The organism is Pseudomonas sp. o96-267, from assembly GCF_003935465.1.
In the GTDB taxonomy this organism is placed as follows: Bacteria; Pseudomonadota; Gammaproteobacteria; order Pseudomonadales; family Pseudomonadaceae; genus Aquipseudomonas; species Aquipseudomonas sediminis.
In genome coordinates this window covers 1-24,732 of record NZ_RHQP01000017.1, presented here as the reverse complement: position 1 = coordinate 24,732, position 24,732 = coordinate 1, and the positions used below count along the sequence as shown (strand labels likewise).

Sequence of the window (24,732 nt, the reverse complement as noted above, 5' to 3'; positions counted from 1 at the left end):
CCCCGCCCCCCGCCCGCCCCCCCCCCCGCCCCCCCCCGCCCCCCCCCCCCCCCCCCCCCCGCCCCCCCCCCCCCCCCGCCCCCCCCCCCCCCCCCCCCCCACGCCCGCTGCTCCTGCTCGGTGGTGGCTGCGTGACTGCCGAATCCGAAGCGCGCGTCCTGGCCAGCGCCCTGGATATACCGACCGCGCTGACCATCAACGCCAAGGGCCTGCTGCCGCCAGGCCATCCGCTACTGCTGGGCAGCAACCAGTCGCTGCGCCCGGTGCGCGACCTGGCGCTGGAGGCCGACGTGGTGCTGGCCATCGGCACCGAGCTGGGCGAGACCGACTACGACGTGGTGTTCGACGGCGACTTCCGCCTGCCCGGCCGGCTGATCCGCATCGACATCGACGCTCAGCAACTGCAGCGCAACTTCACCCCGCATCTGGCGATCCAGGGCGATGCGCGCGTTGCCATGCGCATGCTGCTGGCCGAGTTCGACCCGCTCGAGGCTAACGCAGATAGCCCCGGCGCCCGGCGTACCGCAGCCGTGCAGGCGCGCCTGAACGAGGACTTCAGCGGCTGGGCGCATTACCGCCAGCTGTTCGATTGCATCCTCGATGCTCTGCCCGATGCCCGCTTCGTCGGCGACTCGACGCAGACCGTGTACAGCGGCAACCATCTGGTGGAACTGGACGGCGCGCGGCGCTGGTTCAACGCCTCCACCGGCTACGGCACCCTCGGCTACGGCCTGCCGGCGGCCATCGGCGCCAAGCTGGCCGAGCCGCAGCGCCCGGTGATCAGCCTGATGGGCGACGGCGGCATCCAGTTCACCCTGCCCGAGCTGGCCAGCGCCGTGGAAGCGCGGGTCGGCATCATTGTGCTGCTGTGGAACAACGCCGGTTATGGCGAGATCAAGCGCTACATGCAGCGCCGCGAGATCGAGCCGATCGGCGTCGACATCTACACCCCGGACCTGCTGGCCATCGCCCGCGGCTTCGGCTGCGCCGCCGAACGAGCGCGCGCCCATGCGCATCTGGCCGCGCTGCTGCGCAGCGCGCCGCAGGATCGCCCGCTGATCATCGAAGTGCAGGAGGCCGCGCCCTTTCACCCCTGACGACATTGATCGCGGCTAAAGCCCCTCCCACGGAAATCGAGGTGCCCCTGTGGGAGGGGCTTTAGCCGCGACATCCCGCCCCGGATTGCATCGGGGCTACCGACATAACCACAAGATTCAGCTGCATCACTGACTGCCGTTCTACCAAGACCAATAATCAAGCATCGGGGAGTCGTTCCATGTTCAAGCATCTCAGCCAGTATTTCGGCCAGGACGGCCTGGCCCCAACCGACAAGGCGCATCGCAGCCTCGGTCTCGGTGGCACCATCGCCCTGTGGCTCGGCGCCAACGTGGTGGTCACCACCATCCTCACCGGCATGCTGCTGGTGCCGGATCTGAAATTCACCCAGGCCATGCTCATAGTCCTGATCGGCTCCGGTATCGGCATCCTGCCACTGGTACTGGTCGGGCTGATGGGCCAACGCTCGGGCCTGACCACCATGGTGCTGGCACGCGGCAGCTACGGCGTGCACGGCGCCAAGCTGCCGTCGCTGGTCAACCTGCTGACCCTGCTCGCCTGGAGCTGGATCCAGGCGCTGCTGGCCGGCATGAGCCTGAACTATGCGGTGGAGCACCTGACCGGTTACTCCAACCTGCCGCTGTTCACCATCCTCTGCGAGACCCTGGTGCTGCTGATCGCCCTGCGTGGCCATCTGGGCATCGAGCGGGTCGAACGCTGGGCCGCCATCGGCATGCTTCTGCTGGCAGGTGCGGTGTTCTACGTGATGGGACAGAAGTTCGACTTCGCCAACCTGTTGGCCATGCCGACCGAGCCGCGCAACGAGATCACCCCCGGTATCGCCTTCGATATTGTCATCGCCACCGCGTTTTCCTGGATACCGCTGGCGGCCGACTACAACCGCAACTGCCGCAGCCAGGGCGTAGCGGCGGTCGGCACCTGGGTCGGCTATGTCGCGGCCACCCTGCTGGCCATGGGTCTGGGCGCCACGGTGTCGGGCTTCTCGGTGCTGACCGGCATGGAGCAGACCTACGACCCGGCGGTGCTGCTGGCCGGTTTCGGTTTCGGCCTGCCAGCGGCCATCGTGGTCTTCCTCTCGGTGATGACCACCAACGTCATGTGCGTCTACAGCGCCTCGCTTTCGTACCTCAACATCAGCCCGAAGACTCCGTTCTGGAAGCCGGCGCTGGCCATCGGCGTGCTGTCGATCCTGGGTTCGCAGATCCCCGGCATTCTCGACAACTTCCAGAATTTCCTGCTGGTGATCGGCAGCGTGTTCATCCCGGCCTTCGCCGTGCTGATCGCCGACTACTTCCTGATCCACAGAGGCCACTACGCAGTGGACGAACTGCTCAGCGAAGACGGCGGCCGCTACCGTTACCTGAACGGCTTCAACCCGGCCGCCTTCGTCGCCTATGGTCTGGGCGCAGTGCTGGCCTACTACTGGGGCTGGATCTCGCCGCTGGCCTGGGGCGCGTCGCTGCCGGTGTTCCTGATCACCGCCGCCAGTTACACGGTCCTGCGCCGCTGGGTGCTGGTGCCACGCGCGCAGCTGGCGTAGCGTGATGAACATCGTGGCGGGTTGCACCCGCCCTACCCGCCATACGAATCTGTAGGGCGGGTGCAACCCGCCAATGAGGCAAGTCCCCATCATGAAAATCGTCAGCCGTGACCGCTGGTTCGAGGTGGAACACCGCCACGATGGCATCTGCCTGATCCACGAGCCCTACGTTCGCCCCTTCTACCGCTGCAACATGTGGCATGTGCAGGGGCGCGAGCATGACGTACTGATCGACTCCGGCTCCGGGCTGGTCAGCCTGCGCGAGCAACTACCCTGGCTGACAGACAGGCCGCTGCTGGCGGTGGCCAGCCACTGCCACTTCGACCATATCGCCGGGCATCACGAATTCACCGAGCGCCTGGTGCATCCGGCCGAGGCCGATATCCTTGCCGCACCGGACGGCGCCAATACCATGGCCACCGATTTCGTCGGTGACGAGATGTTCGAGGCGCACCCGGATTGCCCGCTGTGCTACGCCGAATACCGCGTACGGGCGGCACCGGCCACGCGCCTGATCGAGGATGGCGACGTGCTGGATCTGGGAAATCGGGTGTTGCAGGTGCTGCACACGCCCGGCCATTCACCGGGCGGCATCAGCCTGTGGGAAGCGCAGACGCACACGCTGTTTTCCGGCGACATCCTCTACGACGGCCCGCTGATCGAGGACGCCTACCATTCGAACTTGGAAGATTACGCGCAGAGTCTGGCGCGCCTGCGCGAACTGCCCGTGCGCACCGTGCATGGCGGGCATTTCGCGAGTTTCTCGGGGCAGCGGATGCGCGAGCTGATAGACGCCTGGTTCGACGCCCACCATCTCGACTGAACAGCTTCAGCGGCGCTGACGCGCTTCACGCCGCAGGCGCTCCTGCTCGGCCTCGCTGATACGAATCGGCTGAGGTTGCGGGACGAGGCCAAGGGCCTGCAGCAGGGCTTGCAGTTGTTCTTGCAGCTTGGCGAGCATGGGTACGACCTCCTGCCAAGTTAAGGGAAGAGCCGGCGGCTCACTTATCAGATTAGGCCGGGCCAAACGGATTTCAACCAGCCTCCGTCAAATCACCGGACTCTTGCGCCGATAGGGGAACACGTCGATCACCTTGCCCGCGCGGATCGCCTCCTGCAATCGTTTCCAGTAATCGGCGTCATAGAGATTGCCATGCAGTTGGCTGAACAACCGGCGCTGCTTGATATCGGCGAACAGGAATGGCGGGAACTCCTCGGGGAATACGTCCATCGGCCCCACCGAATACCAGGGTTCGGAGCTCATCTCGTCCTCGGGGAAACGCGGCGGCGGAATGTGCCGAAAATTCACTTCGGTGAGAAAGCAGATCTCGTCGTAGTCGTAGAACACCACGCGGCCATGGCGGGTGACGCCGAAGTTCTTCAGCAGCATGTCGCCGGGGAAGATATTGGCCGCCGCCAGTTGCTTGATGGCCAGGCCGTAGTCGTCCAGCGCCTCGCGCACCTGGGCCTCGCTGGCGCCTTCGAGATAGAGGTTCAGCGGCGTCATGCGCCGCTCTGTCCAGCAGTGCCGAACCACCACGGTGTCACCTTCCACCACCACGGTCGAAGGCGCCACCTCCAGCAGCTCGGCCAGGCATTCAGGCTCGAACTTGGCCTTGGGGAAACGGAAGTCGGAAAACTCCTGGGTATCGGCCATGCGCCCTACCCGGTCGACGCTTTTGACCAGGCGGTACTTCTCGATCACCGTGTTGCGGTCCACCGTCTTGGCGTGGGCGAAACGGTCCTTGATGATCTTGAACACGGTATTGAAACCCGGCAGGGTGAACACGCTCATGACCATACCGCGCACGCCCGGCGCCATGATGAAGCGGTCGTCGGTGCTGGCCAGGTGGCCGATCAGGGCGCGGTAGAACTCGGATTTGCCGTGCTTGTAGAAGCCGATCGAGGTGTACAGCTCGGCGATGTGCTTGCCCGGCAGAATGCGCTTGAGAAAACCGACGAACTCGGCTGGGATCGCCACGTCCACCATGAAATAGCTGCGGGTGAAGGAGAAGATGATCGACACCTCCGCCTCGTCGGTGATCGCCGCATCGACCTGGATGCCCTGACCTTCACGGTGCAGCAGCGGGATCGCCAGCGGCCACTGCTCCTCACGGTTGTAGATGCGCCCGATCAGGTAGGCGCCCTTGTTGCGATACAGCACCGAGGAAAACAGCTCGATGCACAGCGCCGGGTCCTTGCACACCCAGTCCGGCAGGCTGGCGCGCAGTTGTTCTTCAAGGCGCTGCAGGTCACGAGGCAGGTCTTCGTAAGGCACATCGAAACGGTAATCCTCGAAAATCGCCTGCAGCGCCTGATGCAGTTCTCCGGCGGGCCGGTAGCTGCGCGTCTGCGCAGCGCTGGGCTGATTGCGCAGCGACGGCCGGGTGGTGTGGATGAACATGCAGCCATCACTGATCTGGTCATGACTGAACAGGCTGCAGAAGATCGAGTTGAACCAGGTTTCCGCCAGCTCGTCATCAAACCGCAGGTCGATCAGGGCGATATAGGCACTCTTGACCAGCGGCCATTGCCCTACATCCAGCAGCGAAGCATCGAACCTTTGCAGCAGACGCTCGCGGGTTTCTGCGACCTTCTCTTCGTACAGGTTGATCCGCGCCGCCGAGGCCTGCTGCGCCTCCTGCCACTGCGCCTGCTCAAAGCGTACGCGGGCGCCATCGGTGATCTGGCGAAAGTGCTCGCGGTAGTCGTCGAAGCCGTCGAGGATCAGACGAGCGATCTCGCCGGCCGGCCATTGTTGCCCCATACATGTGCCTCGCAAGGAAATCAGTGAAGCGAGCTTAGCTGTAAAGTCGGCCAAACGTAGCCCGGATGCAATCCGGGGCTATCACCGGTCTTCCCGGATTTCATCCGGGCTACGGGTTGGCACAACCTCGTTCAAAAGTGCAATGCGGATTGCCAGAACCCAGCCCAGCGGCAACACTCTCGCCCCCACCCTGTTGGATGCTTCGCCGTGCGTACCGCCGATCTGCTTCGCCTGCTGCTGCTCGCTGCCATCTGGGGCGCCAGCTTCCTGTTCATGCGCGTTGCCGCACCGGTCCTCGGCAGTATGCCGACCGCCTTCTTTCGCGCCAGCTTCGGCGCACTGGGGCTGCTGGCGCTGCTCCTGCTGCTGCGCAGTGACTGGGACTTTCGCGGCAAGCTGCGCACCTGCCTCGGCCTGGGCGTGATCAACGCCGGCCTGCCTTCGGCCATGTACTGCCTGGCGGCGCTGATCCTGCCGGCCGGTTACTCGGCGATCTTCAACGCCACCACCCCCTTGATGGGCGTGCTGATCGGCGCACTGTTCTTCCATGAAGGCATCACCCCGAGCAAGGCAGCGGGCGTGTTTCTCGGCCTGCTCGGCGTGGCGGTATTGACCCGTACCGGCCCGGTAGCTTTCGATCTCGACCTGCTGCTGGGCGCAGGTGCCTGCCTGGTGGCGACCACCTGCTACGGCTTTGCCGGTTTTCTCACCCGCCGCTGGATCGGCCAGCAGGGCGGCCTGGACAACCGCCTGACCGCCTTCGCCAGCCTGGCCGGGGCCAGCCTGTTCCTGCTGCCGCTGTTCGCCGGTAGCCTGGCGCTGCAGCCACCGCCAAGCTGGGGTGGTCTCGAGGTATGGCTGTCGCTGGCCGGCCTTGGTCTGCTCTGCACGGCCTTCGCCTACGTGCTGTACTTCCGCCTGCTGGCCGATATCGGACCGATCAGGGCCAGTACCACCACCTTTCTGATCCCGCCGTTCGGCGTGCTGTGGGGTGCCCTGCTGCTGGGTGAGCCCCTGAGCTGGGACTACCTGCCCGGCTGCCTGTTGATCGCCCTGGCCCTATGGCTGGTGGTCAGGCCGAGCGTGAGCAGAGCGTAGCCCGGATGAAATCCGGGACGCAGGCGGGGTGACTCCCCGGATTGCATCCGGGCTACGGACTGGTGGTGCGACCAAGTATCGCCAGGGCGTGGGAGGATCGCGCTTCATCGCTCCCCCCAAAAAGGTGGATGTGAAAAGCGACATCCACCCTACGCTTGGCTCGGCTTTTAGCCTGCCGCCTGAAGCCTGCAACCGGCTTACTGCTGCAGTTCCTGCTCGGTGAACATATCGCTGAACAGCATGCTCGACAGGTAGCGCTCACCGGAGTCCGGCAGGATAACCACGATGGTCTTGCCCTGCATTTCCGGCTTTTCGGCCAGACGTACCGCCGCGGCCATCGCCGCGCCGCAGGAAATCCCGCAGAGAATGCCTTCCTCGCGCATCAGGCGCAGGGCCATGGCCTTGGCTTCATCGTCGGTAACTTGCTCGACCTGATCGACCATCGCCAGGTCGAGGTTCTTCGGCACGAAACCGGCGCCAATGCCCTGGATCTTGTGCGGTGCCGGCTTGACCTCGTCACCGGCCAGGGTCTGGCTGATCACTGGCGAGCCCACCGGCTCCACCGCTACCGACAGAATCGGCTTGCCCTGGGTCTGCTTGATGTAACGGGAAACGCCGGTGATGGTGCCGCCAGTGCCGACGCCGGAGACCAGCACGTCGATGGCGCCTTCGGTGTCGCGCCAGATCTCCGGCCCGGTGGTCTTTTCATGGATGGCTGGGTTGGCCGGGTTCTCGAACTGCTGCGGCAGGTAATAGTCAGGATTGGCGGCGACCAGCTCGTTGGCCTTCTCGATCGCGCCCTTCATGCCCTTGGCCGGCTCGGTCAGCACCAGCTCGGCGCCCAGGGCCTTGAGCACCTTGCGTCGCTCCAGGCTCATCGAGGCCGGCATGGTCAGCACCAGCTTGTAGCCGCGCGCCGCGGCGACGAAGGCCAGGCCGATACCGGTGTTACCGGAGGTCGGCTCGACGATGGTCATGCCCGGCTTGAGCACACCGCGTTCCTCGGCGTCCCAGATCATGCTGGCGCCGATACGGCACTTGACCGAATACGCCGGGTTGCGGCCCTCGATCTTGGCCAGGATGGTCACGCCTTTCGGTCCCAGACGGTTGATCATCACCAGCGGTGTATTGCCGATGGCCTGGGCGTTGTCTGCGAAAATGCGGCTCATGGTGCATCGATTCCTTGTCGTTGCGGAGCTCACCAGCCTATGCCTGATGAATCATCGCGTCCAGCATCAGGAAGGTCGAACTCTGCCCCGGCTAGCGCAGTCAACCTGTGGAGAATCAGACCTGACGGATGCACCCGATGAAACGCCGTTACAGCCTGCCGCTGTGGATCTGCCTCAGCCTGCTCGCCCTGCTGGTGCTGCTGCACGTCGCCCTGCCCTACGTCATTCGCGACTACCTCAATGACAAGCTCGCGGAGATGGGCAACTACCGCGGGCAGATCGAGGACATCGACATCGCGCTCTGGCGCGGTGCCTATCGCATCAACGGCCTGAACATCGTCAAGGCCGAGCAGCAGGTGCCAGTGCCCTTCGTCGAGGCGCCGCGCATCGATATTTCTGTGAGCTGGCGCGAGCTGTGGCAGGAGCAGGCCGTGGTGGCCAGGGTGATCTTCGACCGGCCGCAAGTGAACTTCGTCGACGGGCAAAACAGCGATGACACCCAGACCGGTGAAGGCGTCGACTGGCGCGAGCAGTTGAACAAGCTGCTGCCGATCACCCTCAACGAAGTGCGCGTACTCGACGGTACGCTGGGCTTCTACAATTTCAGCGTCTCACCACCGGTGAAGCTGCATGCCAATGCGATCGACGCCAGCCTCTACAACCTGACCAACGTGGCCGACGAACAGGGCGATCGCGTCGCCCGTTTCGAGGGCACGGCGCAACTGCTCGATCACGCGCCGTTGGAAGCCACGGCGGTGTTCGATCCCTTTCACAACTTCGAGGATTTCGAGTTCCGCGTACGCGCCACCGGTATCGAGCTAACGCGCCTCAACGACCTGGCCAACGCCTATGGCAAGTTCGACTTCAAAAGCGGTAATGGCGACCTGGTAGTCGAAGCCTCCGCCGAGGATGCTCAGCTAAGTGGCTACATCAAGCCGCTGTTACGCAACGTCGAGGTGTTTGACTGGCAGCAGGACGTGGAAGACCAGGACAAGGGCTTTCTGCGCTCGATATGGGAGGCTCTGGTCGGTGGCAGCGAGAAGGTCCTGAAGAATCAGCGTCAGGATCAGATCGCCACCCGTGTCGAACTCAGCGGTAGCACGCGCCAGCAGGATATCAGCGCCTTCCAGGCCTTCATCGGCATCCTGCGCAATGGTTTCGTCGAAGCCTTCACGCCCCGCTACGAACGCCCGCCACCTCAGCAGGACGGCAGCTGAGCTGTAGCCGAAAGCAGCGGTGACCGCCCATTCAGTGACTGAATACTGCGTCTGCGTTCACAGCCACCGGAGCTGCGCGTTATAGTCGCGCTCTGAATTTCTGCTGCGGGCCGGCCCGCGCGTTACCGTTTCGAGGATTTTCCGATGAAGTTCGAAGGCACCCAGTCCTACGTCGCCACCGACGACCTCAAACTCGCGGTCAACGCCGCCATCACCCTGCAACGCCCGCTGCTGGTCAAGGGTGAGCCGGGCACCGGCAAGACCATGCTCGCCGAGCAACTGGCCGAGGCCTTCTCTGCCCGCCTGATCACCTGGCACATCAAGTCCACCACCAAGGCGCATCAGGGCCTGTATGAATACGATGCGGTCAGCCGCCTGCGCGACTCGCAGCTCGACTCCGACAAGGTCCACGACGTTCGCAACTACATCAAGAAGGGCAAGCTGTGGGAGGCGTTCGAGTCCGACGAGCGCGTGATCCTGCTGATCGACGAGATCGACAAGGCCGACATCGAGTTTCCCAACGACCTGTTGCAGGAACTCGACAAGATGGAGTTCTACGTTTACGAGACCAACGAGACGATCAAGGCCAAGCAGCGCCCGATCATCATCATCACCTCGAACAACGAGAAGGAACTGCCGGACGCCTTCCTGCGCCGCTGCTTCTTCCACTACATCGCCTTCCCGGATCGCGAGACCCTGAAGAAGATCGTCGACGTGCACTACCCCAACATCAGCGGCGAGCTGGTGGCCGAGGCGCTGGATGTGTTCTTCGACGTGCGCAAGGTGCCGGGCCTGAAGAAGAAGCCCTCGACCAGCGAACTGGTGGACTGGCTCAAACTGCTGATGGCCGACAACATTGGCGAAGCCGTGCTGCGCGAGCGCGACCCGACCAAGGCCATCCCGCCGCTGGCCGGTGCTCTGGTGAAGAACGAGCAGGATGTGCAGTTGCTCGAGCGCCTGGCCTTCATGACCCGCCGCGCTAGCCGCTAGGCTTGTCTCCCCTCTCCCGCTTGCGAGAGAGGGGCCGGGGGAGAGGGTAGCCGGCTGCGTCGATACGGCCTGAAAGGCCCCTCTCCCTAACCCTCTCCCATGAATGGGAGAGGGAACCGTTCGTGCATCACCGGGAGACCCGCAGCCATGCTGCTCAACCTGTTCAACGAAATGCGCGCGGCCAAGGTGCCGGTGTCGGTGCGCGAGCTGCTCGACCTGATCAACGCGCTCAAGCACAACGTCGTGTTCGCCGACATGGACGAGTTCTATTACCTGGCGCGCGCGATCCTGGTGAAGGACGAACGTCACTTCGACAAGTTCGACCGTGCCTTCGGCGCCTACTTCAACGGCCTCGAGAACCTCAACCAGCACATCGAGGCGATGATCCCCGAGGAGTGGTTGCGCAAGGAGTTCGAGCGCCTGCTGAGCGACGAGGAAAAGGCGAAGATCCAGAGCCTTGGCGGCCTGGACAAGCTGATCGAGGAATTCAAGAAGCGCCTCGAGGAGCAAAAAGAGAAGCACGCCGGCGGCAACAAATGGATCGGCACCGGCGGCACCAGCCCGTTCGGCTCCGGCGGCTACAACCCGGAAGGCATCCGCGTCGGCGATGCGGGCAAGCGCCAGGGCAAGGCCGCCAAGGTGTGGGATCAGCGTGAATACAAGAACCTCGACGATCAGGTCGAACTGGGCACGCGCAATATCAAGGTGGCGCTGCGCCGCCTGCGCAAGTTCGTCCGCCAGGGCGCAGCCGAAGAGCTGGATCTGGACGGCACCATCGACCACACGGCGAAAGACGGCGGCCTGCTCAACATCCAGATGCGCCCGGAACGGCGCAACACGGTCAAACTCCTGCTGCTGCTGGATATCGGCGGCTCCATGGATGCCCACGTCAAGGTCTGCGAGGAGCTGTTCTCCGCCTGCAAGACCGAGTTCAAGCATCTGGAATATTTCTACTTCCACAACTTCATCTACGAGAGCGTGTGGAAGAACAACATGCGTCGCACCAGCGAACGCACCTCGACGATGGACCTGCTGCACAAGTACGGCGCCGACTACAAGGTGGTGTTCGTCGGCGATGCGGCCATGGCGCCCTACGAAATCACCCAGGCCGGCGGCAGCGTCGAGCACTGGAACGAGGAAGCCGGCTACGTCTGGATGAAGCGCTTCACCGAGAAGTTCAAGAAGATCATCTGGATCAACCCCTACCCCAAGGACACCTGGAACTACACCGCTTCCACCGCCCTGGTACGCGAGCTGATCGAAGATCGCATGTACCCGCTGACCCTGCAGGGCCTGGAAGACGGCATGAAGTATCTGTCCAAGTAAGGCTAGAGCCGCAACGAAAAACGCCGCGAATCCGGTTAAGGATTCGCGGCGTTTTTGTAGCCCGGATGCAATCCGGGTACTTATGAACCTCGGCTCCGGATTGCATCCAGGCTACGCGAGATTCGAGCTCAACGCTTGTCCGCGTCGTCCGGCTTGTTCAGGTCCATCACCGTCTGCGCCGGGGCCTGTACCGGCTCCTCGACCTTGGCCTCGGCTGGCGCTGCCACAGGAGCAGCCGGTACACTCGCTTCTTCGCTCGGCGTGCCCTTCTTGCTCAGGCCGATACGCTTGAACAGCCAGCCGATCACCACCACCGGGATGAACCAGAACTTCTTCAGCAGTACCAGCAGCATGGCCAGCAGGCCGGTCTTGGCCGCCACCTTGCCGGCTACCAGCGCGCCCAGGCCGTAAGCGGCTACGGTGTCCAGGTCCGGATCGAATTCGGCATAGCGCTGGCCTGGGTTGAATTCGGTGGCTGCCAGCACGGCCGGCACGTTGGCCTCGATCTCTGCAAGCTGATCCATGTTGGCGACGAAATTCAGCACCAGCACACCCTTACGGCCCAGCACGCGGATGTTGTAATTCAGGGTGTTGGTCTCGCTGTCACCGAACTTCAGCTCCTTGGCCCAGTGCAGCTTCTTGCCCTCGGCATCGTAGCGTGGCGCAGCGGCCCAGCCGACCAGCTGAACCGGCTCGTAGCCATTCTCTTCACGCCAGGTGTTGGCCTCACGCATGTCGGCCTGCATGTCCTTGAGCATGTCGCCGTAGTTGATGTCGGCGGCGTCCTCGTCGGACACATAACCGCTGTCTTCATATTCGACGGTCACACCCCAGGACTCCTCGGCCAGCGGCGATACCCCGGCCGGCAGGATCATGCCCAGCGGCGGAACGTCGTCCGGCGGGTTGCCCCAGCCATCGACCAGCAGGCGCTGGGCATTCTCGCCATCGAGGAATACCAGCGAATCGGGCAGGTTGAGGGTGGCCAGATCGTTGCCGATCACCACTCGCCCGGTCTTGAACTCCAGGCTGGCAACGAATTCTTCGGGGCTGATGTACTGCGCCGAATCGTCCCCCTCGGTGACCTCTTCGCTGACCGCAGCACTCTCAGGCTCGGTCTCGGGATTGGCGTATGCAGCGGACGTGAACGGCAGAACGGCAGCCAGCGCGGCTGCCAGGATCGAATCCTTGATCGACATGGAAACTCCAGTGCTACAGGGTGTGGGATAAATGTAACGCGGTATTACATTAACATACCCTGCCTGCACATCTGGCGAACCAGCGCACCTTTTGCCCCCTTCGGCTTGCGCCTAGGAACGCTCGCGGGCTGACCGATTCAGCGCCAGTGGCGCTGCTGAGCGCGTCTGGTCCGCCCTGCCCCGAACAGCCAGCCGAATATCAGCACCAGCAGTTCCGCCAGCCAGGCCAGCAGCAACGCACTGATCACACCCCAGAGGATGGCATCCGGGGTGAACAACACCTGATAGCGGTACGCCCGAAGGGTTTCCTGGAACAGCTCGTGATCGGCGCCAGTCGCCAGGTGCCAGGCCTGGGCGTACCAGGGCCCCTGCATGGCCTGCCACTCGCGCTCGAGCAAGGCCGAGCGCTGCACCAGGTGCCCGACGCTCTTGGCGTCGCTACGCATCACCGGGTCGTCGCTGACGCGGTAGTGCGCCACCAGCGCGTCCATGTCGCCCTTGAAGAATTTCTGTGCGGTTTCCTGGAAACCCTTGAGACTCTGTTGCGATTCCAGACGGTGCGCTTCGACCCGCTTGGCATAATCATCGATGAAGCCCGGCACCTGTACGCCGAGCAACAGGCCGAAGGCGAACAGCGTCAGACGCAGGTAGCTTCTAAGCATGGGATCAGGCCTTGCCGTGAGTGATGCTTTCGCCGCGGCGCCACAGGCGCCATTCGCCCGGCTGGTACAGCGACCATTGTTCGTTGTCGGTCAGAGGTTCGGTGGCGATGACCGTCACCACATCGTTGGGTGTGGTTTCAGACTGGAAGTCCACCTTGAGATCGGCGTCCTTGAGCTGCGCCGGGCCGAAAGGCGCACGCCGGGTGATATGCGCCAGCTTGGTCGAGCAGAAGCTGAACAACCAGTCGCCATCACTGAGCAGGCAGTTGAACACGCCAAGCTGGCGGTAGCTGGCACAGGCCGCCACCAGCACCGGCAGCAGCACCTCCACCGAGACCGGCTCGGGAAACGCGCGCCGCACGCGGTTGAGCAGGTCGCAGAAGGCGGCTTCGCTATCGGTCTCGCCCACCGGTCGATAGAAACTGGTGGAGCCCTGCAGACCAGCGAGCTGACCGTTATGCGCGAAACACCAGTTGCGTCCCCATAGCTCACGGCTGAAAGGATGGGTATTGACCAGTGAAACCTGACCGACGTTGGCCTGACGAATGTGCCCGATCACCACCTCGCTCTTGATCGGGTAACGCTGCACCAACTGCGCCACCTCGGACTCACTGCTCGCCCGCGGGTCCTGAAACAGACGCAGGCCGCGCCCTTCGTAGAAACCGATGCCCCAGCCATCGCGATGCGGGCCGGTGCGGCCACCACGCTGCATCAGCCCGGTGAAACTGAACACGATATCGGTGGGTACATTGGCGCTCATGCCGAGCAATTCGCACATCTAATCAATTCTCCTTGCCGAGGATCAGGCGTAGACGATCGGCTTCATCTTGCAGACGCGCTTCGATTCGCTTGCGGCCCATTGGCAGAAAACGCACCAGCAATCGCCAGAGCAGCGCTGGCAGGTCGCCTGGCTGGCGTGGAATCAGGTGTAAATGAAGGTGGGGCACGTGCTGATTGGAATCCGGACCGTCATTGATCAGCAGGTTGATACCGTTCTTGCCAAAGCCCGCCTCGCGCAGCGCGGCGGCGATACGCTCGGCCAGCGTCAGCAGACGCTCACGCACCACCGGCGGCAAGTCACGCAGAAACGGTGCATGCAGGCGGCTGACGATCAACACATGGGCCGGCCGCATCGGGAAGATATCCAGCAGCACGATGAAGTCATCGTCCTCATACAGACGATGAGCGGGCAGCCGTTGCTCGGCAATGGCACAAAACACGCAATCCATCAGGCCTCCCTTGCACAAGGCCATCATGCTGAACGCCTGGGCCGGCAGGCGCAAGGGGTCAGATCAAATACGCGGTTCCATGCGACCCGAACGATCACGCCCGTAATCGCGTGCTGGCAGGTCGTCGTCTTCCTCCATGCGTTCGCGCAAGGTACGCGGGTCTTCGTCGACCTCGGCCACCTGCTCGCCCTTGCGCCACTTCCACCAGCGCTCGATGGGCCAGCGCACGGCGACGAACAGCAGGTAAACAGCCAAGGCAATCAGGCTGTAGAGCGCCAGATCGGCGACAGCACGCCAGGCGTTGTTGCCGACCTTGAGCAATACGTCCATGGCGGTGACCGCAAGAGCCGGCGCGAACAGCTCGCGCGTCGGGTCGACAATGGTAGGGCTGAACAGCAACACGGCCACCAGCACGGCGAGCGGCTCGCGCAGGTAGCGCCACATCCAGCTGGTCAGGCGCATCCACACCAACAGGCAACCCAGGGCAGCAATCCCGTAGGCCGCCCAGGCCATGAGGTAGTCGTTTTCATTCATCATAAGCAGGCGCCGGCGTGGCAGGTCTGGCAAAGGGGCGCTTATGATAACGGCTTTTGCCCAATGCGGCGCCCCCGCCGTCGCCCTCTCGTTCTCTGGAGCTACGCCATGTCCTCTGCCCCCATCGCCCGCCAAGAAGCCGGCAAAGATCCCTATCGCTGGCTGGAAAACCGCGACAGCGATGAGGTCCTGGCGCACCTGCAGGCAGAAAACGCCTACCTGGATGCCGTGCTGGAGCCGCAACAGGCCTTGCGCGAGCAACTGTTCGAGGAGATCAAGGGGCGCATTCGCGAGACTGACCTGTCACTGCCGACGCCCTGGGGCGACTATCTCTACTACCAGCGCACCACGGCCGGTGATGAGTATCCACGGCACTATCGCTGCCGCCGTCCTGCCGACGGTTCGCTGCAGGTCGACAGTGCCAGCGAAACGCTGCTGCTCGATCCCAACGCGCTGGCCGACGGCGGCTTTCTTTCCGTGGGTGCATTCAGCATCAGCCCCGACCAGCAGCGCCTGGCCTACAGCCTCGACAGCAGCGGCGACGAGATCTACCGCCTGTTCGTCAAGGAGCTCGCCAGCGGCGAAATCAGCGAACTGCCCTTCGACGATTGCGACGGCAGCATGACCTGGGCCAATGACAGCCAGACGCTGTTCTTTACCGAACTGGACGAGACCCATCGCCCCTACAAGCTCTACCGCCACCGCCTCGGTGACAGCGCTGCGCAAGCCATATTCGAGGAAGAGGATGGCCGCTTCTTTCTGCATTGCTACCGCTCCAGCTCCGAGCGCCAGCTGATTTTGCAACTGGGCAGCAAGACCACTAGCGAAGTCTGGGTGCTCGATGCGCAGCAGCCACAGGGCGAATTCAATTGCCTGGCTCCGCGCGAGGAAGGTCATGAATACGACGTCGACCACGGCATGCTGGACGGCCATTGGTGCTGGTTGATCCGCAGCAACCAGAGTGGCATCAACTTCGCGCTCTACCGCGCCACTGAGGACAAGCCGCAGCGCCCGCATTGGCAACAGATTCGCGCTCACGACCCGCAGGTGATGCTCGAAGGCGCCACGCTGAACCAGCGTGCGCTCACCCTCGCCCTGCGTGAAGGCGGCCTGCCGATCCTCGAAGTGCAGCCGCAGGGGCTGGAGCCCTATCGCGTGCAACTGCCGGATGCGGCCTACAGCCTCTACGTGCAGGACAGCCTGGAATTCCACAGCCCGGTGATCCGCCTGCGCTACGAAGCGCTGAACCGCCCCGCGCAGGTACGCCAGTTGGAGTTGGCCACGGGTGAACAGCAGGTACTCAAGCAGACGCCGGTAGAAGGCCCGTTCGATGCCGACGCCTATGAAAGTCGCCGTCTCTGGGCCAGCGCGGCCGACGGTACGCAGATCCCGATCAGCCTGGTAGCGCGCCGCGAGGTATTCGCCGCCGGCAAACCGGCACCGCTCTATCTCTATGGTTACGGCGCCTACGGGGCGAGCCTCGACCCCTGGTTCTCCCACGCGCGTCTGAGCCTGCTGGAACGCGGTTTCGTCTTCGCCATCGCGCACATACGCGGCGGCGGCGAGATGGGCGAAGCCTGGTACCGCGCCGGCAAACTCGAACATAAACAGAACACTTTCGACGATTTCATCGCCAGCGCCGAACGCCTGATCGCCGAGGACCTGACCACCACTTCGCAACTGGCGATCAGCGGCGGCAGCGCTGGCGGCCTGCTGATTGGCGCCGTACTCAACCAGCGCCCCGAGCTATTCGCCGCCGCTATCGCCGAAGTGCCGTTCGTCGATGTGCTCAACACCATGCTCAACCCGGACCTGCCGCTGACCGTGACCGAGTACGACGAATGGGGCGATCCGAATCAGCCCGAGGTCTTCGAACGCATCAAGGCGTACGCACCTTACGAGAACGTCCGCGCCCAGACCTACCCGCCCATCCTCGCCGTCGCCGGTTACAACGACAGCCGCGTGCAGTACTGGGAAGCAGCCAAATGGGTGGCGAAACTGCGTCGCGACAAGACCGACGACAACCTGCTGCTACTCAAGACCGATCTCGGCGCCGGCCATGGTGGCATGAGTGGGCGTTATCAGGGCATCAAGGATGTGGCGCTGGAGTACGCGTTTCTGTTCCGTGTGCTCGGGATAGCACACCCGTAGGAGCGGTTGGGCGGCATTGCGCTTCAGCAGCGATTCCCAGCATCGCGGCTGAAGCCGCTCCTACGCCGATTACTCCGCCTTGCGTTGCCCATCCAGCCCCTGGCTGTTGCGGCGCAGTTGCTCATCCAGTTGCGGAATCGGCTGGTCACCAGGGGATTTCGGCGCAGTCCCTGGGGGCGTTTGTCCCTGCGGCGGCGGTAAAAGGGGCGCCGATCCCTGGCGCTTGATCGTACTGGGCGTGGAAGGCTGGCCGTATGGCTGCGGCGTGGCGGTGCCCGGCGCGCCAGCCCCAGGGGTGGACGGCATGCGCATCGGTTCCTGAGCCCAGGCCAGACTGCCAAGGCTGGAGGCCATAATCATCGCAGCGAACAGAGGCAAGCGCATGACATTTCTCCTGTGCAGCTAGCTTTCGTTCTATTCTGGCAACATATCCAGACAAGCGTTCACCTTCGATAACAGGTTCCGCCATGAGCACCAGCAACAACCCCTATTATCTGTCCGCCCAGGCCGAAGAAGGCTACCGGCAGAAAGCGCTGAAAATGTATCCCCACGTCTGCGGCCGCTGCGCCCGCGAGTTCTCTGGCAAGCGCCTGAGCGAACTGACCGTGCACCACCGCGACCACAATCACCACAACAACCCGGCCGATGGTTCCAACTGGGAGCTGCTGTGCCTGTTCTGTCACGACAACGAACACTCGCGCTACACCGACCAGCAGTACTTCGCCGAAGGCTCCACCGCCAGCCCTCAGGCCGCCAAATCGACCTACAAGGCCTTCGGCGATCTGGCCAGCCTGCTGAAAAAGGACTAGGGCGTGGCACTCGGCACCGTATAATCGGCGCTTTTGCGAGTGCCACCGTGGCCAACAAGAGATACGCCTGCATCGGCCTGTTCAATCCGAAATCGCCGGAAAACGTCGGTTCCATCATGCGTGCGGCAGGCTGTTATGGCGTCAGTTCGGTGTTCTACACCGGAACCCGCTATGACCGCGCCAAGGATTTCATCACCGATACCAAGAAGGTTCACCAGGATATCCCGCTGATCAATATCGACGATCTGCGCAAGATCCTGCCGCTGGGCTGCACCCCGGTAGCGGTGGAACTGGTGGATGATGCTCGCCCCCTGCCCGCCTACACCCATCCCGACCGGGCGCTGTACATCTTCGGTCCGGAGGATGGCTCACTGCAGCAGGAGATTCTCGACTGGTGTGGCGCCGAAGTGGTGTACATCCCGACCCAGGGCTGCATGAACCTGGCCGCGACGGTCAACGTGGTGCTCTACGACCGCCTGGCCAAGGGTAACAACACCCGCTCCGGCCCCCTGTTCTGACCACGAAGCGCTAACGCTCAACGCAGCAAACGCGTGTCCAGGGTCTTCGACGGCCCCCCGATGACGTTCTCGGTGATGTCGATGAAATCCTTGGTGCTGACCTTGTCCAGGCGCATCAGGCCACGGGTGACGTCATCGAGCGACAGATTGCCCTTTTCCTTGGTCTTCTGCCGAATCTCGCGATCCAGTTCCTGCAACAGCAGCACCGCACGCGCCGTGACCGGGCCACTGGCGTTGTCGGTACGCAGGCTGTTGACCGGTTTGCTCCAGCGAATCAGCTGTTCACGGATTTTCTGATAGCGGTCCTCGCTGATGCCGCCGGCACGGCGCATCAACTCGATGGCGTAGTACTCGGCGAGGCCTTCGGCGATCCAGTCGCTACGCTCACGACCATAGATACGACCGAACACGTGCACCAGTTCGTGCACCAGGGAGCTGGTGCCGTTCTCGCTGACCAGCGGCCGATCGGCATGCATGAAGTAGGAGTTGGCCGCCGACAGGCCGCCGCGCCACATCGGGTCGCCAGCGCCGACGATCAGCAGTTTGTCCGGATCACGTGGGAACACCTGCTGCATCTGCGGCCAGACGAAGGTGAGGAAGGTCATGATGTCCATGCGCCGCATGCCCTCGCCGATGGGCGCAGAGATGGCGACTTCGGTGTCGCCCAGACGGGTGCGACGGGTGCCGAGCTTGCCGGCGAGCATCCAGCCGGTCGGGCGGTCGAACTTGCGCTGCGGGTTGTCGATGCGGAAACGGTTCTTGCCGATGCGCGGCCAGCCGGTCTCCACACTTTTCCAGCCTTTGGGCAGATCGAACTGCAGGCGCGCCACCAGATCGGTCTTGTCCTTCTGATCGAGCTTGGCCGCCGGCACCAGGTCGTCACCGCGAAACAGCGCCCAGTCCTGGGTCATCCGGGCGTCGTAGCGGCCCGGCTTGCGCTCGTTGTCGATCAGCACGCGGTAGCTCAAAACGCTCTTGCCCTCGCCCGGCTGCCATTTGCCGCGCCCGGCCTGCTCCTGCGACCACTGGCCATCGGCCTTGAAGTCGCTGAAACGGCCGTCTTCGCCGAGGTTGAAGTCAAGACTGCGCACGCGCTCGCCCTTCTCCAGGGTGATGCTGACTTCAGCCTGATTGCTCTCCGGCAAGAAGCGCACGCGGTAATCCAGATCGACCTTCTGCGTAGCGGCAAAGGCCGGCAGACTCAGAAGCAGCAAAGACGAGTACAACGGCAAGCGAAGGGACATCGAGCGAACTCCTGATGCTGAACGTGGCAGCATATGACAGCAGCGCCACAGGGCAAATTCCATGGACGGCAAATAGATTTTCCAAGAAGCCGCGTGGCAATCAACCGGCACGAAAAATCAGATGATCTTCCCAGTCGTCTTCAGCCACGCTGTTCTCACTGAGCATACGTCCTGATTGGGAAATGCGCTCGGCGTGCACGGCATCCGGGTCGCCGCAGACCAGGTGATGCCAGTGCGGCAGGTCCTTGCCTTCGCTGACCAGGCGATAACCACAGGTCGGCGGCAGCCAGCGGAACTGATCGGCCTGCGCCGGGGTGAGCTGAATGCAGTCAGGCACGTGCTTGACCCGATTGGGGTAATCGCTGCAACGGCAGGTTTGCAGGTCCAACAGCTTGCAGGCGATGCGCGTGTAGTAGACGGCGCCATCGTCTTCGTCCTCGAGCTTCTGCAGGCAGCACAGGCCGCAACCGTCGCACAGCGACTCCCACTCGCACGGATCGAGCTGGGCGAGTGTCTTGCGTTTCCAGAAGGGTTCGAGGTCGGCGGCCATGGCAGCAGTATGGACTCAAGCGTAAAAAGCGCGGCAGTCTAGCTTGAGCATGCGCCCCGGCCAAGCGGCGCATGCCGAACGGCGGGCCATGGGGTGCGCCATGCGCACCAACTGGATGCTCAATAACCGCGGGCGAAATCCACTTCACCCTGTAACGACTGTCCGGCTTGCCAACGCGCCAGGTTGTCGATGAACAACTCGCCCATCAAGGCCGGATCGGTGGGCGCCGAGCTGTGGCCGGTGAGTAGCAAACGCGGCGCCGTCCAGAACGGATGGCCTGGCGGCAGAGGCTCTTCACGGCAGACGTCGATCACGGCTGCGGCCAACTGTTTCTGCTCCAGTGCGGTCACCAGGTCAGCATCGCCCACGGCAACGCCGCGCCCAGCATTGATCAGCACCGCCTCCGGGCGGAACTGGGCGAGCAGCCGGGCATCGTACAGATCGCGCGTGGCCGGCGTATCCGGCAGCAGGTTGACCATGTAATCGGCCCAGGCGGTCAGCCGCGGTAAGTCATCCATGCTTGCCACTTCGGCAAAAGGCACCTGTTCGCGCGCCTGACTGGCGACGCCACGCAGTTCCACGCCGAAGGGTTGCAGAAACTCGGCCACGGCCTGACCGATATCACCGCAACCGACCACCAACACGCGGCGACCGCGCAAGCTGCGCGGCAGACTGTGATCCCAACGTTGCTCGACCTGCGCCGCCAGCCGGGCGAACAGGCGCCGCTCGTGGGCCAGCATATGGCCGAGCACGTATTCGGCCATTACCTGTCCGAAGATGCCGACCGCACGGGTCAGGCGGTAATCACGCGGCAATCCTTCCGCCAACAGCGGCGTGATGCCGGCCCAGGTCGATTGCAACCACTGCGGCCGCGTGCCGTCGCGCAACAGCGGTGCGAGCAGGTCGGGTTGCCCCAGCCACAGGTCGCAGTCGCCGGCGACCACACGCAGCTGTTCGAGCTGCGCGCTGGCGACCAACTGTAGGTCAGGGTAGGCGCTACGGATACGCTCGGCGTAGAACGCATGCTCCTCTTCGGCGATCAACAGGCGCATCGGTCACACCGGGTCGTTGCGGCGCAAAAGTTCGTCAGGCAGGTGCTCGATGTACTCCTCCTCGGGCGGCGGCATCTGCAGGTGATAGCCCTGCTTCTCGAGGTTCTCCAGCACCTGGGCGATGTCCTCGCGGGCCAACTGACGCTCGGGGCTGAGCACCAGGTCGAAGGCATGCGCGGGTGGGCCGAAGACGCTGAGCAGCCCTTCCGGTACACGCGCCAGAGCATCGGCCTTGAGCACGTAGAGGTACATCTCGTTCTTGCGCGAACTCTTGTAGATGGAACAGATGCGTTTCACGCGGATTCTCCTTCGGCGGCCAGGCAATCCAATAGCGCCTGGCCCATCAGCTCCCGGCGCCAGCCGCGCAGGGAGTCGGGCAATCGGTACGGGCCATGGGGGAAGCCGGTTTTCAACAGGGCTTCCAGGGTTTTCTTGCGCAGCATCAGCTCAGGGACGATGTCAAGGCGCTCACCTTCTTGCTGGCCAATGACGCGCAATTTCTTCAGCAGCGCAGAGGCTTCGATGGGCAGCGGCTCGGGCAAGGCTTCGGGCCACTGCTCGGGCGGCAGCGCAGCGGCATCACGAATCAGCTGCAGCAGTCTCTCTCCGTCCTGGCGTACGGTTTTCGGGTGCATGTCCTCGATGCGCGCCAGCGTCACCAGGTTATCCGGCTGGGTACGTGCCAGCGGCCACAACGAATGCTCGCGCAGGATGCGATTACGCGGCTGGTTGCGCGCCCGCGCCTCACGCTCGCGCCAGGCGCACAGTGCGCGCAGCACGGCCTGCTGTTGACGCGACAGTTACCACGCCAGCTTGGCCTCGCGCCAGGCGTCTTCCGGGGCGATCTCACGACCAAGATTGGCGACCAGTTCGGCACCGTCCTCCAGAATCCACTCGACCTTCTGCGGCGCCAGGCGGGCCATCAGGGCGCGGTACACCTCAACGAGATGCAGCACGTCCTCGGCGGCGTAGCGCACCTGCAGCTCAGACAGCGGCCGCTGCAGCCAATCGGAGCGGGTTTCACCCTTGGGCAGCTCGATGTCCAGCAAGGCCAGCACCAGACGCGAGTAGCCCATGGAGAAACCGAGATTGAGATAACCGGCGGCCAGTTGCGTGTCGAACAGCGGCGTCGGCAGGCTGCCGGTCAGGCGTAGAAAGACTTCCAGGTCTTCACTGCATGAATGCAGCACCTTGACCACTGTAGGCGACTCAAGCAGCGCGGCGAACGGCCGCCAGTTGCTGATGCGCAGGGGGTCGATCAGGTAGGCGCCGTCGCCAGCGCTGACTTGCAGCAACCCGGCAATGGGATAGAAGGTGTCGACGCGCATGAACTCGGTGTCCAACGCGACGAAGGGCTGCGCCTGCCAGGCAGCGCAATGCTCGGCCAGGCTGGCGTCGTCGAGAATCCAGTGAATGTCGTTAGCCACGCGGCTCTCCCGTCTAGAATGCCGCGCAGTATATATGCCCAGGCCAGCGCACGGGGCAGCAGCCTGCCGCCGATGACGGGAACTGTGTAATCTGTGCCGCGCACCACCTCCGAAACGGAAGAACAACAATGCTGAAGAAACTGCTTGCCCTGGTCGTCATGCTGCTGGCCGCAGCGGCCAGTTACCTGGCCCTGACGCCCAGCCCGATCGATCCGCTGCCCTGGGATGCCGCGCCCGCCCCGGCGATGACTGGAACACTGGAGCCCAACGACACCCTGATGAAAGCCGAGCTGCTGGCGCGCGGCCAGGTGCATGGCCCGGAAGACACTGCCGTCGACAGCCAGGGCCGGGTGTACGCCGGCCTGCATGATGGCCGCATCGTTCGCGTGTTGGAAGACGACAGCCTGGAAACCTTCGCCGACACGGGCGGCCGCCCGCTGGGCATGAACTTCGATGCCAGCGGCAATCTGATCGTCGCCGATGCCTACAAGGGCCTGCTGAGCATCGACCCGCAGGGCGCGATCAAGGTGCTGACCACTGAGGCTGAAGGCCTGCGTTTCGCCTTCACCGATGACCTGGACATCGCCAGCGACGGCACCATCTACTTCAGCGACGCCTCCTCGCGCTTCGAACAGCCGGACTACCTGCTCGATCTGCTCGAGGCACGCCCTCACGGCCGCCTGCTCAGCTACAACCCGGCCAGCGGCGAGACCCGTGTACTGCTGAAAGACCTGTACTTCGCCAACGGCGTGGCGCTGTCGGCGAACGAGGACTTCGTCCTGGTCAACGAAACCTATCGCTACCGCATCACCCGCTACTGGCTCAAGGGCGACAAGGCCGGCCAGCACGACATCTTCATCGACAACCTGCCGGGCCTGCCGGACAACCTGCAGGGCGACCGCAACGGCACCTTCTGGGTGGCCCTGCCGACCCCGCGCAAGGCCGATGCCGACTTCCTTCATCGCCACCCCTGGCTCAAGTCGCAAATGGCCAAACTGCCGCGTGCCCTTTGGCCGAAGGCGATCCCTTACGGCTTCGCCATCGCCCTCAACGATCAAGGCGAGATCGTCCGCAGCCTGCATGACACCAGCGGCACGCATCTGCGCATGGTCACCTCGGTGAAACCGGTAGGCGACTACCTGTACTTCGGCAGCCTGGACAACGATCGAATCGGCAAACTGCAGATTCACTGAGCACACAGCTGCCCGGGTCACTCAAGACCTGGGCAGCCCGCTCAAACCTTCTGGGCAATCCAGATGGTGTGCCGCGTGCCCCGATTGCCGTGGGCATAGACCTGCACCGCCTCGCCCTTGAAGCCGGCCTTACGCACCTTCTCCGAGAACGCCCGGTCGGCGCTGGATGACCACACCGCCAGCATGCCTTTGGGCCTTAACACTCTGGCGCACTGGCGCAGGCCGTCCATGCTGTACAGCCAGTCATTGCCCTTCTGAGTCAGCCCCTCCGGGCCGTTGTCGACGTCCAGCATGATCGCGTCGTAGCACTGCTCGGCGGCCTGCAGCACCTTGGCGACGTCCTCCTGAATGATCACTGCACGCGGGTCATTCAACGGATAACCGGACTTCGCCCCGAGCGGACCACGGTTCCACTCGACCACACCCGGCACCAGCTCGGCCACCGCTACCTCGGCGTCGGCTCCAAGGTTCTGTAGCGCCGAAGCCAGGGTGAAGCCCATGCCCAGACCACCGATCAGTACCCGCACCTGTGGACGACCGGCGATCTGCTTGCAGGGAATCGCGGCCAGGGCATCTTCCGAACCGTGCATGCGCGTATTCATCAGTTGCCCGCCATCGCCGCCGGCAATCTTGATCACGAAATCTTCGCCGTATTCGAACAGGTTGAGCGCGCTATCCGTACCCGGGATAGGAGCGGTATCGAGCAGAACGAAGCGTTTCATAGAAGGCGAGGACCTGTGTAGCGAGCGTGAGGGCAGGCAGCATGCCTGAATCGGCCGGGCAGCACAGCCCTGCCCCGCCAGAAACGACGAGGCCCCCCCCGGGGAGCGGGGGGGGCGGGGGGGCCGCCCGCGGTTTGGGGCGCGCGCGGGGGGGCGGGCCTGTGCCGCCGACCGCGACACGGCGGTGATGGTGCTGATGGCCCTGGCCTTCTTCGGCAAGGGCCTCGGCTCGCTGGGCTGGACGCTGGTGGCCGACACTTC

24 protein-coding genes and 2 pseudogenes are annotated in these 24,732 nt (G+C 63.6%); 11 read left to right on the top strand and 15 right to left on the bottom strand.

The window, feature by feature from the left end; genetic code table 11:
• Positions 1–98 precede the first annotated feature (98 nt).
• The 3 genes and pseudogenes from EGJ86_RS13325 to EGJ86_RS13315 all read left to right on the top strand — a co-directional run.
• A pseudogene (locus EGJ86_RS13325) lies at positions 99–1,097 on the top strand (thiamine pyrophosphate-dependent enzyme); the annotation flags it as partial.
• 179 nt (positions 1,098–1,276) lie between these two features.
• The gene (locus EGJ86_RS13320) at positions 1,277–2,617 is read left to right on the top strand and encodes a cytosine permease (protein ID WP_125835406.1); all 1,341 of its coding nucleotides are present in this window, start codon (positions 1,277–1,279) and stop codon (positions 2,615–2,617) included.
• 91 nt (positions 2,618–2,708) lie between these two features.
• Positions 2,709–3,440, top strand: coding sequence for an MBL fold metallo-hydrolase (locus tag EGJ86_RS13315; protein ID WP_125835405.1), 732 nt, complete (start codon positions 2,709–2,711; stop codon positions 3,438–3,440).
• Positions 3,441–3,446: 6 nt separating this feature from the next.
• Here EGJ86_RS13315 and EGJ86_RS25340 read toward each other — a convergent pair whose 3' ends face one another.
• Positions 3,447–3,578, bottom strand: a complete 132-nt coding sequence (locus EGJ86_RS25340) for a PA1414 family protein (protein WP_017362870.1) — start codon at positions 3,576–3,578, stop codon at positions 3,447–3,449.
• Between the two features lie 87 nt (positions 3,579–3,665).
• Positions 3,666–5,384: a bifunctional isocitrate dehydrogenase kinase/phosphatase gene (gene aceK / locus EGJ86_RS13310; RefSeq protein WP_125835404.1), complete on the bottom strand. Its 1,719-nt coding sequence runs from the start codon at positions 5,382–5,384 to the stop codon at positions 3,666–3,668.
• A 207-nt stretch (positions 5,385–5,591) separates the two neighbouring features.
• Here aceK and EGJ86_RS13305 point away from each other — a divergent pair, with 207 nt between their 5' ends.
• Entirely contained in the window at positions 5,592–6,482 is an 891-nt protein-coding gene (locus EGJ86_RS13305; RefSeq protein WP_125835403.1) for a DMT family transporter, read from the top strand.
• A 197-nt stretch (positions 6,483–6,679) separates the two neighbouring features.
• Here the strand turns inward: EGJ86_RS13305 and cysK are convergent, their stop codons facing one another.
• Positions 6,680–7,651 (bottom strand): cysteine synthase A, encoded by a 972-nt coding sequence (cysK, locus tag EGJ86_RS13300; RefSeq protein ID WP_125835402.1) that lies wholly within the window; start codon positions 7,649–7,651, stop codon positions 6,680–6,682.
• 137 nt (positions 7,652–7,788) lie between these two features.
• On the opposite strand from cysK, the gene EGJ86_RS13295 reads away from it, so the two are divergent.
• The 3 genes from EGJ86_RS13295 to EGJ86_RS13285 all read left to right on the top strand — a co-directional run bounded on the left by EGJ86_RS13295 (position 7,789) and on the right by EGJ86_RS13285 (position 11,184).
• A complete protein-coding gene (locus EGJ86_RS13295) occupies positions 7,789–8,868 on the top strand; it encodes a DUF748 domain-containing protein (protein ID WP_125835401.1) in 1,080 nt (359 codons plus the stop codon).
• Between the two features lie 144 nt (positions 8,869–9,012).
• Positions 9,013–9,858 (top strand): MoxR family ATPase, encoded by an 846-nt coding sequence (locus EGJ86_RS13290; RefSeq protein ID WP_024308671.1) that lies wholly within the window; start codon positions 9,013–9,015, stop codon positions 9,856–9,858.
• Positions 9,859–10,005: 147 nt separating this feature from the next.
• On the top strand, positions 10,006–11,184 hold the full coding sequence (locus EGJ86_RS13285; RefSeq protein ID WP_125835400.1) for a VWA domain-containing protein: 1,179 nt from the start codon (positions 10,006–10,008) through the stop codon (positions 11,182–11,184).
• Between the two features lie 128 nt (positions 11,185–11,312).
• Here the strand turns inward: EGJ86_RS13285 and EGJ86_RS13280 are convergent, their stop codons facing one another.
• The 5 genes from EGJ86_RS13280 to EGJ86_RS13260 all read right to left on the bottom strand — a co-directional run bounded on the left by EGJ86_RS13280 (position 11,313) and on the right by EGJ86_RS13260 (position 14,808).
• The gene (locus EGJ86_RS13280; RefSeq protein ID WP_125835399.1) at positions 11,313–12,380 is read right to left on the bottom strand and encodes a DUF2167 domain-containing protein; all 1,068 of its coding nucleotides are present in this window, start codon (positions 12,378–12,380) and stop codon (positions 11,313–11,315) included.
• Positions 12,381–12,517: 137 nt separating this feature from the next.
• A complete protein-coding gene (locus EGJ86_RS13275; protein WP_125835398.1) occupies positions 12,518–13,042 on the bottom strand; it encodes a DUF2937 family protein in 525 nt (174 codons plus the stop codon).
• Between the two features lie 4 nt (positions 13,043–13,046).
• Positions 13,047–13,820 carry a class II glutamine amidotransferase gene (locus EGJ86_RS13270; protein ID WP_024308676.1) on the bottom strand — a complete coding sequence of 258 codons (774 nt, stop codon included), beginning with the start codon at positions 13,818–13,820 and terminating at the stop codon, positions 13,047–13,049.
• A 4-nt stretch (positions 13,821–13,824) separates the two neighbouring features.
• Positions 13,825–14,271: an HIT family protein gene (locus EGJ86_RS13265; RefSeq protein ID WP_125835397.1), complete on the bottom strand. Its 447-nt coding sequence runs from the start codon at positions 14,269–14,271 to the stop codon at positions 13,825–13,827.
• A gap of 63 nt (positions 14,272–14,334) precedes the next feature.
• Positions 14,335–14,808, bottom strand: coding sequence for an MFS transporter (locus EGJ86_RS13260; protein WP_125835396.1), 474 nt, complete (start codon positions 14,806–14,808; stop codon positions 14,335–14,337).
• Positions 14,809–14,913: 105 nt separating this feature from the next.
• On the opposite strand from EGJ86_RS13260, the gene EGJ86_RS13255 reads away from it, so the two are divergent.
• Positions 14,914–16,956, top strand: a complete 2,043-nt coding sequence (locus tag EGJ86_RS13255) for a S9 family peptidase (protein ID WP_125835395.1) — start codon at positions 14,914–14,916, stop codon at positions 16,954–16,956.
• A 69-nt stretch (positions 16,957–17,025) separates the two neighbouring features.
• Here the strand turns inward: EGJ86_RS13255 and EGJ86_RS13250 are convergent, their stop codons facing one another.
• Positions 17,026–17,340: a hypothetical protein gene (locus EGJ86_RS13250; RefSeq protein WP_125835394.1), complete on the bottom strand. Its 315-nt coding sequence runs from the start codon at positions 17,338–17,340 to the stop codon at positions 17,026–17,028.
• Between the two features lie 83 nt (positions 17,341–17,423).
• Here EGJ86_RS13250 and EGJ86_RS13245 point away from each other — a divergent pair, with 83 nt between their 5' ends.
• Positions 17,424–17,765: a YajD family HNH nuclease gene (locus EGJ86_RS13245; RefSeq protein WP_099525302.1), complete on the top strand. Its 342-nt coding sequence runs from the start codon at positions 17,424–17,426 to the stop codon at positions 17,763–17,765.
• Between the two features lie 47 nt (positions 17,766–17,812).
• Positions 17,813–18,283: an RNA methyltransferase gene (locus EGJ86_RS13240; protein WP_125835393.1), complete on the top strand. Its 471-nt coding sequence runs from the start codon at positions 17,813–17,815 to the stop codon at positions 18,281–18,283.
• A gap of 17 nt (positions 18,284–18,300) precedes the next feature.
• Here the strand turns inward: EGJ86_RS13240 and EGJ86_RS13235 are convergent, their stop codons facing one another.
• The 5 genes and pseudogenes from EGJ86_RS13235 to rnd form a co-directional block, all read right to left on the bottom strand.
• Complete coding sequence (locus tag EGJ86_RS13235) at positions 18,301–19,527, bottom strand: hypothetical protein (RefSeq protein ID WP_125835392.1); 1,227 nt, start codon at positions 19,525–19,527, stop codon at positions 18,301–18,303.
• 100 nt (positions 19,528–19,627) lie between these two features.
• Complete coding sequence (locus EGJ86_RS13230) at positions 19,628–20,077, bottom strand: YcgN family cysteine cluster protein (RefSeq protein WP_125835391.1); 450 nt, start codon at positions 20,075–20,077, stop codon at positions 19,628–19,630.
• A 119-nt stretch (positions 20,078–20,196) separates the two neighbouring features.
• Positions 20,197–21,129: a D-2-hydroxyacid dehydrogenase gene (locus EGJ86_RS13225; RefSeq protein ID WP_125835390.1), complete on the bottom strand. Its 933-nt coding sequence runs from the start codon at positions 21,127–21,129 to the stop codon at positions 20,197–20,199.
• A gap of 3 nt (positions 21,130–21,132) precedes the next feature.
• Positions 21,133–21,426, bottom strand: a complete 294-nt coding sequence (locus EGJ86_RS13220) for a YcgL domain-containing protein (RefSeq protein ID WP_099525298.1) — start codon at positions 21,424–21,426, stop codon at positions 21,133–21,135.
• Positions 21,423–22,556 (bottom strand): annotated as a pseudogene (gene rnd, locus EGJ86_RS13215) (ribonuclease D). Before rnd ends, EGJ86_RS13220 begins: the two are co-directional and overlap by 4 nt.
• A 131-nt stretch (positions 22,557–22,687) precedes the next feature.
• On the opposite strand from rnd, the gene EGJ86_RS13210 reads away from it, so the two are divergent.
• Positions 22,688–23,749, top strand: coding sequence for an SMP-30/gluconolactonase/LRE family protein (locus EGJ86_RS13210; RefSeq protein ID WP_125835459.1), 1,062 nt, complete (start codon positions 22,688–22,690; stop codon positions 23,747–23,749).
• 41 nt (positions 23,750–23,790) lie between these two features.
• Here the strand turns inward: EGJ86_RS13210 and EGJ86_RS13205 are convergent, their stop codons facing one another.
• A complete protein-coding gene (locus EGJ86_RS13205) occupies positions 23,791–24,471 on the bottom strand; it encodes a spermidine synthase (RefSeq protein ID WP_125835389.1) in 681 nt (226 codons plus the stop codon).
• Between the last annotated feature and the right edge of the window lie 261 nt (positions 24,472–24,732).